Origin of the sequence: Xenorhabdus sp. SGI240, from assembly GCF_040081915.1 — a bacterium.
GTDB lineage: Bacteria > Pseudomonadota > Gammaproteobacteria > Enterobacterales > Enterobacteriaceae > Xenorhabdus > Xenorhabdus bakwenae.
Genome location: NZ_JBEBMB010000028.1, coordinates 13,641 through 27,336, shown reverse-complemented (window position 1 = coordinate 27,336; position 13,696 = coordinate 13,641). Strand labels below are relative to the sequence as shown.

Below are 13,696 nucleotides of genomic sequence, written 5' to 3'. Positions count from 1 at the left end.
TTACGCTTTCGAAGGCAGTTCTTCGAAGTTGTGATTATGGTTGGTGTAGATGCAGATATCGCCAGCGATAGTTAAAGCGCGTTCTGCGATTTCTCTGGCGCCGAGTTCGGTTGTTTCCAGCATCGCGCGGGCAGCCGCCTGTGCGTATGATCCACCGGAACCAATGGCGATAAGGTCATTCTCTGGCTGAATCACATCACCATTGCCTGTAATGATCAGAGAAGCATTTTCATCTGCGACAGCAAGCAGGGCTTCCAGCTTACGTAGCATGCGATCGGTTCGCCAATCTTTGGCGAGTTCAACGGCTGCTTTGGTCAGGTGCCCTTGATGCATTTCGAGTTTCCGTTCAAACAGCTCGAACAGCGTGAAAGCATCGGCAGTACCGCCGGCAAAACCCGCGATGACTTTGTCATGGTAAAGGCGGCGTACTTTGCGGACATTGCCTTTCATAACGGTATGACCCATTGTTGCTTGTCCATCACCACCGATGACAACTTTGCCATTCCGGCGGACACTTACGATTGTAGTCACGAGTTAGCCCCTGGTTACAAAATAGAAAAGGGTACACACGGAGCATTAATTTGTTATCCCACAATTGCTTGCGCACTGCTGATAAAATCACCATGTGTATATTATTAGAGATTAAGATGGGGGGGCTTTCTACTTTTTCAACCCCCGGTAGGGCGGAGAATACAGCCAGGTACGCCAGCACCTGCGACCCGTTCGCGCATTTTCTCAGCGCTGGCTTTATTCTTATAAGGGCCAAGTACAACACGGTTCCAGTTGTCTTTCGTGGTAATCTGACTCTCAATGCCGGCGAATGCAAGGCTGGCACGGACGGATTCTGCCTGTTCCATTGTGCGGAAAGAGCCGCATTGTAGCATCAATTTCGCCTCTTTTACCTCAGACTGTGTACTGGTTTGGGAAGACGAAGACGTTGAAGGCTTTTTTTCCGGCACGGCGGCCGACTTTTGTTCTGGCGAATATTGTTCAGTATGCTGCTGCGCCGGAGGGGTGATCAACACACGTGAACGTGGAACAGGTTCACTGTTATAAGGCACCTCTTTCAATGAAATAGGCGGTTGGCGCATATCTGCTTGTATTTGTTCGAGGAGCTGTTTTTGTTCAGACGTTAATTGAGGCGGTTGGTTTAGCGGTTTATTTACTGTTGCATCGCCTTCCTGGATGGACGATTCATTAACAGGGCGATTTTCCAATTCTTTGATGTAACTCCAGCGCTCTTCTGGTTTTGGTGGCAGGCCGTGCCCTTTGGTTTGATGATGAGCCTGTGAGGCATTTTGTGCACTTCCTTCCTGCTTATTTTCTTCCTGTTTATTGTGTGCGATGAAATAAAGCCCACCAATAAACATGACCACTAAGGCCACGGCAACGGCTAATGTAGTTTTGGGTAATCCTTGAGCCTGATTTTTTTTCTTACCAGTACTTTTCTGACGGGGATTGCTGCGCCCGCGACTCACATAATCTCGTTGTGCCACTGTTTAATTCACTGAGTTATTTAAAAAATTAAAGGATAGGTAACTAATGTTACTTAAGCTGTCGTTATTTGCCTAGCTTTTAGGCGAACAAGTACTCGCACGAATGATCAATTCTGCCTCCAATAATTTTGAACCTTTAAAAACCAAACGACCTTGAAGCTGTTCCAGCAATAACAGAGTGGAATGATATCCAATCTCATAACGGGGATGTTCCACCGTGGTTAGGGCGGGTTCGCAGTATTGAGCCAGGTTTAAATTATCGAAACCGACAACAGAGAGATCTTCTGGTAATTTTAATCCCATTTTTTTAGCTTGCCACATTGCGCCCAGTGCCATGACATCACTATGGCAAAAAATAGCGCTTGGAGGCTCTGGCAGGTTAAGCAAGGTTTCTGCCAATGTCGCTCCGTTTTCATGAGTGAAATCACCACGGATAATATATTCTTCGCGAATTTCTTCTCCTGTGCGCCGCAATGCCTGGATGTAACCTTGTAAACGGTAGTGGCACAATGGCATGGTTTCCGGCCCGGTAATGCAGGCAATGCGTTTGTGCCCCAGTTTTTGCAAATGATGAGTGGCATTGAAGGCGGCTGTCAGGTTGTCAATATGGACAGTGGGTAGTTCCAGTTCTGGCGTGAATTCATTGGCCATAACCATGGGAGGCAGGTTTTTCTGTTCTTCTTTGGAAACATCGAAAGGAATGTTGGAACCCAGTAGCACCATACCATCAATGCGTTTGGTGATCAGAAGATTGATAAACGCATGTTCTTGTTGCTGTTGATGCTTGCAATCACCAATCAGAACCAGGTAACCCTGTTCAGTGGCGGCTTCTTCAATGCCCCGAATAACCTCAGTAAAGAAAGGATCACTGATATTAGGCACAATAACCAGGATGGTTCTGGATACATTACGCCGTAAATTTTTGACCAGTTTGTGGGGATAATAACCCACTTCCAACACCGCATTCTCGACTTTCTGGCGTGTACGGGTAGAAACCTTGTCAGGATTCATTAATGTTCTTGATACCGTTGCAGTAGAAACACCAGCCACTTTGGCAACATCTTTCATGGTTACCAGTGCGCACTTCCTTTTTTCCATAGTCCACTCCTCGCTCTCCACAGGCGGCGAAACGATTGCTATCCGGCTGTTAAAAAACGCCAGTCTTGCCTGAGAAGGGCGTGCTGGCGCATTGTTTTCTACAATTATATTAATAATTTCATTTTAAGCTGATTAACCGATCAATCTGTTACTTTGTTTGCATAAAAAGTGTGATATGAATCATTTCTTAGAGGTGCTTCGCAAATTAAAGAAATAATTATCAACTTTCGCTGGGATCAACATCAATGTTCCATTTCACTTTACGTGCTTGTGGCAGTGTCGTGATTTGGGGATAGACCCCGGCCATCATTTTCTGGAGAAAAATGCGGGAAGGGTGCTGAATCATCAACTGCCAACGATAACGACCGCTCCGTTTGGCCTGTAATGCGGGTACAGGTCCCATGATCCATAAATGATTATCAGACTGTGCATGATGTTCAAACAATTGACGCATGTGTTGCAAAAATGCGGGGGCTTGCTGATTGTCGTGATCTTCTGCGCGGAGCAGGATATGGCTTACAAACGGTGGCAGGTGAACTTGCTGACGCTCTTCCATTGCCTGCTGGGCAAAGGCATCGTAGCCTTTCTCCAACAATATTTGCAAAAGTGGATGCTCAGGATGGTGGGTTTGCAGGACGACTTCTCCCCGCTTTCCTGCTCGTCCTGCCCGACCGGAAACCTGGGTATAGAGTTGGGCAAAACGTTCTGCGGCTCGAAAATCAGCAGAAAACAGGGCACCATCGACATCCAGTAAGGCGACCAGTGTAACATCGGGGAAATGGTGACCTTTCGCCAGCATTTGTGTACCAATTAAGATACGGGCACCACCTTGATGGACTTCGGCCAGTTGCTGTTCCAGTGCGCCTTTGCGGCTGGTGGTATCACGGTCGATACGGGTAACGGGAGTGTTGGGGAACAATGTTGTAATACCATCTTCAAGTTGTTCAGTGCCTAAACCAACGGGAATTAAGTTAGTGGTGCCACATTGCGGGCATTGACGTGGGATTGGGCGCTGGCTGTCACAGTGATGGCAACGCAGGTGGCGATGATTTTGGTGCAGGGTGTAATAGTGATCACAGCGTTGGCATTCTGCTATCCAGCCGCATTCGTGACAGAGCACGGCGGGGGAATAACCACGACGGTTTAGAAATAGGATGACCTGATTATCCGCCTTGAGATGTTCACCCATGCGATTGATGAGCGGCTGGGATAACCCAACCGTCAATGGCAATCCTTTCAGATCTAATAAATGCTGAGTGGCGGGTTGGGCGTGGCCTGCCCGTTGAGTCAAAGTTAGTTGGCGATATTTCCCCTGTTGCACATTATACAGTGTTTCCAGTGCGGGGGTGGCAGAACCCATAATGATCGGAATCCCCTCTTTTTTCGCACGGAATACCGCCAGATCGCGGGCATGATAGCGCCAGCCTTCTTGCTGTTTGTAAGAGCTGTCATGTTCTTCATCGATAATAATGACACCCAGATGGGCAAAGGGAGTAAACAAAGCCGATCGTGTACCGATAACGATGGCATTTTCCCCTCTTTTCGCCCTCAGCCAAACTGTCAGCCGTTCGCTGTCATTCAAGGCGGAGTGCAGAACATCAACAGGCGCGTTGAAACGTTCCCGGAACCGACGGATAGTCTGTGGGGTCAAGCCAATTTCCGGCACTAAAATAAGAGCCTGTTTGCCTTGTGCAAGAATGTTCTCCAGTACACTGAGATACACTTCCGTTTTACCCGAACCCGTGATTCCCGCCAATAGCCACGGAGAAAAGGTTTGATCTTCTGCACGGATGGCGCCTATCGCAGTAGCTTGTTCTGTATTGAGCTTTAACCGTTCGCCAATAGTTGTAAAATCCTCACACCAATTTTCCGCTTCTGGTTGGATGGGATGCAGGGCAATCAGTGATTTCTTTTTCAATGATTGCAGTGCGCTTTCACTTAATTCCAATTCAGAGACTTGGTGACGATAAACAGGGCGTTGGCGCAAAACAGCTAATGCCTTTTGCTGTTTGGCGGAGCGCTTGAGTTGAGCAAGTGGAAGTTCACGGCCGGCTTCGGTGACTTGCCATTGCCAGAGTGGGGAAAATTCTGCCGGTTTTCCCTGCCGTAGCAAGACAGGTAAGGCATGGAACAACACTTCGCCCAGCGGATAGTGATAGTAGCTGACGGCCCACTGAAGCAATTGCCAGAGATTGTTAGGAAAAAGGGGGGAGATATCAAGAATGGTGGCAATAGACTTGAGCTGCTCAGAAGGAAATTCGCTGCTGTCTGCGATACCCGTGACGATACCTATCGCATTACGCTTACCAAAAGGCACGCGCACTCGAACACCAATAGCGGGTAAAGGTAACCCTGTAGGTAATAGATAATCAAACGAGCGGGTTAGGGGAACAGGCAATGCAACCTGGACAACTGTCATAAGGTGATTTCCAGATAATTAATGACCAGATGAAAGAACGTATAAAAGAACATATGGCGATCAGGGTATCATAGCAAATCGGCAGATTTCATTGCGCAATAAACAGATATTCTGTATGATCCGCCGCCTTTGGTATAGAAATTACCGATACATATTTTTTATCAACACGACGTGTGGTGTCTGGCAGCAAAACAAGGCTGGATAGCGACACGGCCTGAACAGAGGTTTCCCATGAAACAAGGTATCCATCCTAAATACGAAGCAATTACTGCAAATTGTTCTTGCGGTAATGTCATCAAAATCAATTCTACTGTAGCTCACGATCTGAACCTGGACGTCTGTGGTGCATGTCACCCGTTCTACACTGGTAAGCAGCGTGATGTTGCAACTGGTGGTCGTGTTGATCGCTTTAACAAACGTTTCAGCGTTCCAGGTGCTAAGAAGTAATGATTTTCTCCTGCCTGTCATCAATACAGGCGGGTCAGAACAAAAAAATGCCCGATGTTTTGCATCGGGCATTTTTTTTTTGTTATCAATATTCCCATGTATCAGGATCAATGCCTTTCTCACGCATCATGACCTTCGCTGCTTCTGGGATTTCATCATGGCGTTCTTTGCGTAAATCGTTATCGTCAGGCAGAGGCTGTCCGGTGAACGCATGGAGAAAAGCTTCACACAGCAATTCACTGTTTGTTGCATGACGCAAATTGTTTACCTGACGGCGGGTGCGCTCATCAGTCAGGATTTTCAATACCTTTAGCGGGATTGAAACTGTAATTTTTTTGACCTGTTCACTTTTTTTGCCATGTTCAGCATAAGGGCTGACATACTCACCATTCCACTCAGCCATGAGATACCTTAAATAATTTTTGAATCAAGTAATTGAGATCAGAAATTGGAAGGAATTTCTGATCTGTTTTCATGTCGATAATTCAGTAGTCTAACATAATTAGCCTGTCGACTATATCGCCCCACCCGCACTAATTTATAAAATATAACCAGAAGACATATAAAGTGTAATGACAGCCATAGAATTGTGGTATTAAACCGCAAAATAATTTGGATGTCTAGATGTATTGACGTCCATCTTTCCAGTCGTTATTCTTGCGGGACGCTAATAATAACGACGATGGGGAAAGGTTATGGGATGTAAGCAAGCGACAATTGCGGTTCACAGTGGTTTAAATGTTGATGAACAATATGGTTGTGTTGTTCCGCCTATCTATCTTTCCAGTACATACAACTTTACCGGTTTCAATGAACCCAGAGAGCATGATTACTCACGCCGTGGCAACCCTGGCCGTGATGTTGTCCAACAGGTTTTGGCCGAGCTGGAAGGCGGAGTGGGCGCAGTCATGACCAGCAGTGGCATGTCAGCGATTCATCTGCTCTGTACCGTATTCCTGAAACCGGGAGATTTATTGGTGGCGCCCCATGATTGTTATGGCGGGAGTTACCGGTTGTTTGACAGTCTGAGCAAACGTGGTGCATACAATGTGATTTTTGTTGATCAGTCAGATGAACAGGCGTTGAAACAGGCGTTGGCCCAAAAGCCCAAACTGGTGCTCATTGAAACGCCGAGTAATCCTTTGTTGCGGATCGTAGATATTCAATACATTTGTGGATTGGCTCATGAAATTGGGGCATTGGCTGTCGTCGATAACACGTTCTTAAGTCCTGTACTGCAAAAGCCGTTGGATTTGGGGGCAGATTTAGTGGTGCATTCCTGCACGAAATATTTGAATGGGCACTCTGATCTGATCGCAGGCGCCATTATCGCTAAGGAGCCATCCATCGCGGAAGAGTTGGCATGGTGGGCGAACAATATTGGTGTGACGGCTGCGGCGTTTGATAGCTATCTGCTGCTGCGTGGCATTCGTACATTATCTGCCCGTGTGCTGCTCCAGCAAAACAATGCTGTTGCCATTGTGGATTATTTGCAACAGCAGCCCCAAGTGAAAAGGCTCTTCTATCCTGCGTTGAAGAACCATCCGGGGCATGAAATTGCTGTTAAGCAACAGCAAGGTTTTGGGGCGATGCTCAGTTTCGAACTGGAGGGTGATGAACAGGCCATGCGTCGTTTCTTATCTGCGTTAAAATTATTTACCTTGGCTGAATCTCTCGGTGGTGTGGAATCGTTGATTTCTCATACTGCAACCATGACACACGCGGGAATGTCGGCAGAAGCAAGGACTCAGGCAGGGATTACGGATTTACTTCTTCGTGTCTCTGTAGGAATTGAAGATAGTCAGGATTTAATTGCTGATCTGGACAATGCCTTTCAGGCAGCGGTAACGAGGTAATCATTAATCATGAGTATACTGGCAACAGCGGGGGCGGAATCTGGCCGTCAGTTACATAAATTTGGTGGCAGCAGCCTGGCTGATGTGAAATGCTATCAGCGGGTGGCTGAAATTATGGCGAACTACAGCCAGCCGGGTGATTTGATGGTGGTATCGGCTGCGGGGAGTACGACCAACCAGTTGATTGATTGGCTTAAATTGAGTCAGAATGACCGGATATCAGCCCATCAAATACAGCAGTCTTTGCGGCGTTACCAGCAAGAATTGATCCGTGGCTTGTTGCCCGAAACCGTTGCAGAAGAACTGAACGCAGCCTTTATCGCTGATCTGGAAAGATTGAGCGTATTGTTGGATAAACCCGTCACCGATATCACATATGCCGAAGTTGTCGGTCATGGGGAAATCTGGTCTGCCCGTTTAATGGCGGCGGTGCTGGAAAATCAGGGTATCCCCAGTGCATGGCTGGATGCGCGTCAGTTCCTGCGGGCAGAGCGCATTGCTCAACCGCAAGTTGACGTCAGCTTATCTCAACCGCTACTGAGCCAATTACTGATCCAAAACTCCAATAAGCGTTTAGTGGTTACCGGTTTTATTTCCAGTAATCAGAAGGGGGAGACGGTATTGTTGGGACGCAATGGCAGCGACTATTCTGCTACCCAAGTTGGGGCTTTGGCGGGAGCCAAAAAAGTCACAATTTGGAGTGATGTGGCGGGGGTTTACAGTGCCGATCCGCGTAAAGTCAACGATGCCTGCCTGTTGCCGTTGCTGCGTTTGGATGAAGCCAGTGAACTGGCACGTTTAGCCGCACCCGTTCTCCATACCCGTACATTGCAGCCAGTTTCTCTCAGCGATATTGATCTGCAATTGCGTTGCAGTTACCAACCTGAACAGGGTTCCACCCAGATTGAACGGGTGCTGGCAACCGGGACAGGGGCAAAAATTGTCACCAGCCATGATGATGTTTGCCTGATTGAATTGCATGTTTCTCCAGCCCACGATTTCAAGCAAGTCTATAAAGACATTGATTCTTTGTTGAAACGCGCCCAAATCCGGCCATTGGCAACAGGGTTACATGCAGATTGCAACCTGATCCAACTCTGTTATACCTCTGAGATTGTGAATAGCGCCCTGGATGTTTTGCAGGATGCCCCCTTACCCGGCAAACTTTCTTTGCGTGAAGGTTTAGCGCTGGTGGCATTAGTGGGGGCGGGGGTATGCAAGAATCCGCTGCATAGCCATCGTTTTTATCAACAATTAAAAGATCAGCCCGTTGAATTTATCTGGCATGCAGAAGATGACATTAGTCTGGTTGCTGTACTGCGTTCGAATCAGACATCACATTTGATTCAGGGATTGCACCAAAGCCTGTTCAGGGCAGAAAAACGCATCGGTTTAGTGCTGTTTGGCAAAGGGAATATTGGTTCTCGTTGGCTGGAGCTGTTTGCCCGTGAACAGAAGAACATTTCTGCTCGCAGTGGATTTGAATTTATCCTGGCGGGGATCGTCGATAGTCGCCGGAGTTTGCTGAATTATCAGGGCATTGATGCCAGTCGTGCGTTGGCCTTTTTTGATGATGAAGCAACTGAACATGAAGAAGATGCCCTGTTTTTATGGATACGGGCACATCCTTATGATGATTTGGTTGTACTGGATGTCACGGCAAGTGAAGAACTGGCTAAAGAGTATATCTACTTTGCCAGCTATGGATTTCACGTTATCAGTGCCAACAAAGTTGCCGGTTCTTCCGACAGCAATACATATCGTATGATCCGAGATGCCTTTACAAAAACGGGGCGTCATTGGTTATACAACGCCACAGTGGGGGCAGGGCTGCCGATTAACCACTCTGTCAGGGATCTGCGGGAGAGCGGTGATACCATTTTGTCCATCAGTGGCGTTTTTTCTGGCACATTATCCTGGCTGTTCTTGCAGTTTGATGGTTCTGTGCCTTTCAGTGATTTAGTAGAACAAGCCTGGCAACAAGGGTTGACGGAACCTGATCCGCGTATTGACCTTTCTGGTCAGGATGTGATGCGTAAGCTGGTTATTCTGGCACGCGAAGCGGGTTATGAGATAGAGCCTAATCATGTGCGTGTTGAGTCTTTAGTACCGAAAGAGGCTCGGAACGGTTCTATCGAAGAGTTCTTTGAAAACAGTGCTGCCATTAATGAGCAAATGCGGCAACGGTTGCAAGCGGCACAGGAAATGGGCATGGTACTACGGTATGTCGCACGTTTTGATGCCAGTGGTAAGGCGAAAGTGGGTGTGGAAGCGGTGCGTAGCGATCATCCATTGGCTTCATTGCTGCCGGCAGATAATGTCTTTGCGATAGAAAGCCGCTGGTATCGTGATAATCCGTTAGTGATCCGTGGGCCAGGAGCGGGGCGAGATGTTACTGCGGGGGCAATCCAATCGGATTTAAATCGTCTGTCACAACTTCTGTAACCTAATCTCTTTGTCGGAGAGATATTGAGCAATCAGGCTTTAAAATTCGCCCAAGTGGTTTGTTTTCTGATATGAATAGAGCGTTAGAGATAAACAGAAGAACACGCTCTACAGTAAAACATGACACATTTAGACAGAAAATAGGGTAAGCCAATCCATTGGTGAAATAGGTGACATACAGCAACACAAGGCCAGGAACCACATGAATCAACAATATTCCGCAATGCGAAGTAATGTCAGTATGCTCGGTAAGTTGCTGGGCGATACAATTAAGGAAGCTTTAGGAGAAGATATTCTTGATAAAGTTGAAACGATCAGGAAGTTATCTAAATCATCCCGTGCAGGTAATGAGGCTCACCGTCAGCAGCTTTTATCAACGCTGGAAAATTTATCCAATGATGAATTATTGCCTGTTGCCCGTGCGTTTAACCAGTTTTTAAATCTGACTAACGTTGCCGAACAATATCACAGTATTTCTCCACACGGCGAAGCAGCAAGTAATCCGGTCGCGCTGGCCGCGCTGTTCAACCGGCTCAAAGACAAACAATTCAGCAATGACGATTTGATTAAGGCAGTCAATGAACTGGCGATTGAATTAGTTCTGACCGCTCATCCGACAGAAATTGCCCGCCGTACTCTGATTCATAAGTTGGTTGAAGTTAATGGCTGTCTGGCACAGCTTGATCATGACGATTTGGCCGATTATGAACGCAATAACATCATGCGCCGATTGCGGCAGTTGATTGCCCAATCATGGCATACTGATGAGATCCGTAAGAACCGTCCCACCCCAATTGATGAAGCAAAATGGGGTTTTGCTGTGGTTGAAAACAGCTTATGGGAAGGTGTGCCGGCCTTCCTGCGTGAATTCAATGAACAACTGGAAGGATCTATTGGTCATAGCTTGCCAGTGGAAGCCGTGCCAATACGTTTCACCTCCTGGATGGGGGGGGATCGCGATGGTAATCCTAACGTTACCGCTGAAATTACCCGTCATGTTTTACTGTTGAGCCGTTGGAAGGCCGCCGATCTGTTCCTGAAAGATATTCAGGTTTTAGTCTCTGAACTCTCCATGTCGGAATGTACACCTGAACTGCGTCAAATGGCGGGAGGTGAGCAGGTTTTAGAGCCTTACCGTGAAATTGCCAAACAATTGCGCACGCAATTAAATAATACACTGGCTTATCTGGAAAAACGCCTGAAAGGCGAGCAAGTTCTGCCACCTGCGGATCTGCTCCTGCATAACGAACAGTTATGGCAACCGCTATATGCCTGCTATCAATCCCTGAAGGATTGCGGTATGGAGATTATCGCCAACGGGCAATTGCTGGATACCTTGCGTCGCATCCGTTGCTTTGGTCTGTCTTTGGTGCGTATTGATATCCGCCAGGAAAGTACCCGCCATACCGATGCGATTGCTGAACTGACGCAATATCTGGCAATGGGTGATTATGCGAGCTGGCCTGAAACCGAAAAACAGGCGTTCCTGTTACGCGAGTTGCAATCAAAACGCCCTCTGACCCCGCGTGATTGGCAGCCAAGCGCAGAAACGCAAGAAGTTTTCGCTACCTGCAAGGTGATTGCTGAATCACCCCAAGATTCGATTGCGGCTTATGTTATTTCTATGGCGAAAGTCCCTTCTGATGTCTTGGCGGTAAAATTGTTGTTGAAAGAAGCGGGATGCCCATTGTCATTGCCTGTCGCGCCCTTGTTCGAAACCCTTGATGACCTGAACAATGCAGAAGGTGTTATCCGGCAACTATTGGGCGTTGAGTGGTATCGCGATCTGATTAAGGATAAGCAGATGGTGATGATTGGTTACTCCGATTCAGCCAAAGATGCAGGGGTGATGGCGGCGTCGTGGGCACAATACCGGGCACAGGATGCGTTGATCAAATTGTGTGAACAAGAAGGTGTAACATTAACCTTGTTCCACGGACGCGGCGGCACGATTGGTCGTGGTGGTGCGCCAGCACATTCAGCTTTGCTCTCTCAGCCACCGGGCAGTCTGAAAGGCGGGTTTCGGGTAACGGAACAGGGGGAAATGATCCGTTTTAAATTTGGTTTGCCGCAGGTAACGATCAGCAGTTTGGCCTTGTACGCCAGTGCGATTCTGGAAGCCAACTTATTGCCGCCACCAGAGCCGAAACCGGAATGGCAGCAGATTATGGATACGCTCTCCGATGTTTCCTGTGACATGTATCGTGATTATGTCCGTGAGCAACCGGAATTTGTGCCTTATTTCCGGACAGCAACACCGGAACAAGAGTTGGCAAAACTGCCTTTGGGTTCGCGGCCGGCTAAACGACGCCCGACAGGAGGCGTTGAAAGTTTGCGAGCGATCCCGTGGATATTTGCCTGGACGCAAAACCGCTTGATGTTGCCGGCATGGTTAGGCGCGGGTGCAGCGCTGCAACGGGTGATCGATGCTGGTAATTTGTCCGTTTTAACGGAGATGTGTCGCGCCTGGCCATTTTTCAATACGCGTATTGCCATGTTGGAGATGGTATTTGCCAAAGCAGATTTGTGGTTAGCGGAATATTACGATCAGCGTTTGGTCGAACCGAAACTGTGGTCATTAGGGGTCAAATTGCGTAACCAACTTGCAGAGGATATCGAAACGGTATTGACCATTGCACAGGATGAGCAATTGATGGCGGATTTGCCGTGGATCGCCGAATCTATTGCTTTGCGTAACGTGTATACCGATCCGTTGAACGTACTCCAGGCCGAATTATTACAGCGCTCCCGTCAGCAGGAAAATCCTGATCCGCATCTTGAACAGGCGCTGATGGTGACGATTGCCGGCGTTGCGGCAGGCATGCGTAATACAGGATAGTTTACATATTTTTTAATCATAGAAGCCGAATAGGGAAACTGTTCGGCTTTTTGGGTTTTAACAAGGACGTACTCCCAATGTATGGCAGATGGCATAACTCAATTCTGCCCGATTCAGGGTATAAAAATGAAAATCTTTCACACCTTCACGACTGAGAATTTTCACCATATCCATCGCAATCGAGGCGCCGACTAAGTTGCGACTTTCTGGATCATCATCTAACCCGTCAAACATTCTGGTCATCCAGCTGGGAATACGGACATTGGTCAGCGTGGCAAATCGTTGTAACTGACGGAAGTTCGAGACCGGTAAGATCCCTGGTACAATTTCCACGTCAATCCCTGTTGCGACGCAACGATCACGAAAACGCAGGTAGCTTTCCACATCAAAAAAGAATTGGGTAATGGCACGATTAGCGCCGGCATCAATTTTACGTTTTAAATTGATCAAGTCTGCCTGTGCACTTTTCGCTTCTGGATGCACTTCTGGATAAGCGGCAACGGAGATATCAAAATCCGCTTCTTTTTTTAATAGCTCAACTAAATCAGCACCGTACATTTCGGGCTTGCAACCGTGAGTCGGTAAATCACCACGTAATGCCACAATATGACGAATGCCGTTTTGCCAATAATCATGGGCAATGCTGCTCAGTTCTTCACGGTTGGCATCAATACAAGTCAGGTGTGGGGCTGCATCAAGGCCGGTTTTTTCTTTAATGCCCTTGATAATGCTATGGGTGCGATCACGTTCACCAGAGTTAGCACCATAGGTGACAGAAACAAATTTAGGTTTCAGCTTGCTCAAGCGATCAATGGATTTCCACAGAGTTTGTTCCATCTCAGCCGTTCTGGGTGGAAAGAATTCAAAGGAAACACGAATTTGCCCTTCAAGTTCAGCCAGATTCTGGTTCAGCGCTTCTCGCTGATTCGCGTGAAAAAAACTCATACCCTGTGCCCTCATGAATCTATTTTTAGATGTTTAAGTGTTTAAATGTCTATCCGTTTAGATGTCTAAATAGAATGGGCGAAGCGGGATTTTTAGTCAATCGGGAAATAGCTTATTTCCAGTGAGGAATATTCAAAGCGATCAGGAAAGA

The 13,696-nt window shown here is 47.4% G+C and carries 10 protein-coding genes; 4 read left to right on the top strand and 6 right to left on the bottom strand.

The window, feature by feature from the left end; genetic code table 11:
- The 4 genes from hslV to priA all read right to left on the bottom strand — a co-directional run bounded on the left by hslV (position 1) and on the right by priA (position 5,013).
- The gene (gene hslV / locus ABLA76_RS07160) at positions 1 to 531 is read right to left on the bottom strand and encodes an ATP-dependent protease subunit HslV (RefSeq protein WP_047768620.1); all 531 of its coding nucleotides are present in this window, start codon (positions 529 to 531) and stop codon (positions 1 to 3) included.
- Positions 532 to 668: 137 nt separating this feature from the next.
- Positions 669 to 1,496: a cell division protein FtsN gene (gene ftsN / locus ABLA76_RS07155; RefSeq protein ID WP_285808890.1), complete on the bottom strand. Its 828-nt coding sequence runs from the start codon at positions 1,494 to 1,496 to the stop codon at positions 669 to 671.
- Positions 1,497 to 1,568: 72 nt separating this feature from the next.
- Positions 1,569 to 2,594, bottom strand: a complete 1,026-nt coding sequence (cytR, locus tag ABLA76_RS07150; protein WP_348987402.1) for a DNA-binding transcriptional regulator CytR — start codon at positions 2,592 to 2,594, stop codon at positions 1,569 to 1,571.
- A 220-nt stretch (positions 2,595 to 2,814) separates the two neighbouring features.
- The gene (priA, locus tag ABLA76_RS07145; RefSeq protein WP_348987401.1) at positions 2,815 to 5,013 is read right to left on the bottom strand and encodes a primosomal protein N'; all 2,199 of its coding nucleotides are present in this window, start codon (positions 5,011 to 5,013) and stop codon (positions 2,815 to 2,817) included.
- 231 nt (positions 5,014 to 5,244) lie between these two features.
- Here priA and rpmE point away from each other — a divergent pair, with 231 nt between their 5' ends.
- Positions 5,245 to 5,460 (top strand): 50S ribosomal protein L31, encoded by a 216-nt coding sequence (rpmE, locus tag ABLA76_RS07140; protein WP_047768612.1) that lies wholly within the window; start codon positions 5,245 to 5,247, stop codon positions 5,458 to 5,460.
- Between the two features lie 85 nt (positions 5,461 to 5,545).
- Here rpmE and metJ read toward each other — a convergent pair whose 3' ends face one another.
- On the bottom strand, positions 5,546 to 5,863 hold the full coding sequence (gene metJ / locus ABLA76_RS07135) for a met regulon transcriptional regulator MetJ (protein ID WP_047768609.1): 318 nt from the start codon (positions 5,861 to 5,863) through the stop codon (positions 5,546 to 5,548).
- A 292-nt stretch (positions 5,864 to 6,155) separates the two neighbouring features.
- Here metJ and metB point away from each other — a divergent pair, with 292 nt between their 5' ends.
- From metB to ppc, 3 genes are all read left to right on the top strand, one after another.
- On the top strand, positions 6,156 to 7,316 hold the full coding sequence (metB, locus tag ABLA76_RS07130; protein WP_348987400.1) for a cystathionine gamma-synthase: 1,161 nt from the start codon (positions 6,156 to 6,158) through the stop codon (positions 7,314 to 7,316).
- A 9-nt stretch (positions 7,317 to 7,325) separates the two neighbouring features.
- Positions 7,326 to 9,761: a bifunctional aspartate kinase/homoserine dehydrogenase II gene (locus tag ABLA76_RS07125; RefSeq protein ID WP_348987399.1), complete on the top strand. Its 2,436-nt coding sequence runs from the start codon at positions 7,326 to 7,328 to the stop codon at positions 9,759 to 9,761.
- A gap of 202 nt (positions 9,762 to 9,963) precedes the next feature.
- Entirely contained in the window at positions 9,964 to 12,600 is a 2,637-nt protein-coding gene (gene ppc, locus ABLA76_RS07120) for a phosphoenolpyruvate carboxylase (RefSeq protein ID WP_348987398.1), read from the top strand.
- A 57-nt stretch (positions 12,601 to 12,657) separates the two neighbouring features.
- On the opposite strand, the gene metF is transcribed toward ppc, so the two are convergent.
- The gene (metF, locus tag ABLA76_RS07115) at positions 12,658 to 13,545 is read right to left on the bottom strand and encodes a methylenetetrahydrofolate reductase (RefSeq protein ID WP_348987397.1); all 888 of its coding nucleotides are present in this window, start codon (positions 13,543 to 13,545) and stop codon (positions 12,658 to 12,660) included.
- Positions 13,546 to 13,696: the final 151 nt, after the last annotated feature.

Coding starts and splice junctions, on each gene's coding strand:
- cytR (WP_348987402.1), bottom strand. CDS start 2,594: ATGGAAAAAAGGAAGTGCGCACTGGTAACCATGAAAGATGTTGCCAAA.
- priA (WP_348987401.1), bottom strand. CDS start 5,013: ATGACAGTTGTCCAGGTTGCATTGCCTGTTCCCCTAACCCGCTCGTTT.
- rpmE (WP_047768612.1), top strand. CDS start 5,245: ATGAAACAAGGTATCCATCCTAAATACGAAGCAATTACTGCAAATTGT.
- metJ (WP_047768609.1), bottom strand. CDS start 5,863: ATGGCTGAGTGGAATGGTGAGTATGTCAGCCCTTATGCTGAACATGGC.
- metB (WP_348987400.1), top strand. CDS start 6,156: ATGGGATGTAAGCAAGCGACAATTGCGGTTCACAGTGGTTTAAATGTT.
- ABLA76_RS07125 (WP_348987399.1), top strand. CDS start 7,326: ATGAGTATACTGGCAACAGCGGGGGCGGAATCTGGCCGTCAGTTACAT.
- ppc (WP_348987398.1), top strand. CDS start 9,964: ATGAATCAACAATATTCCGCAATGCGAAGTAATGTCAGTATGCTCGGT.
- metF (WP_348987397.1), bottom strand. CDS start 13,545: ATGAGTTTTTTTCACGCGAATCAGCGAGAAGCGCTGAACCAGAATCTG.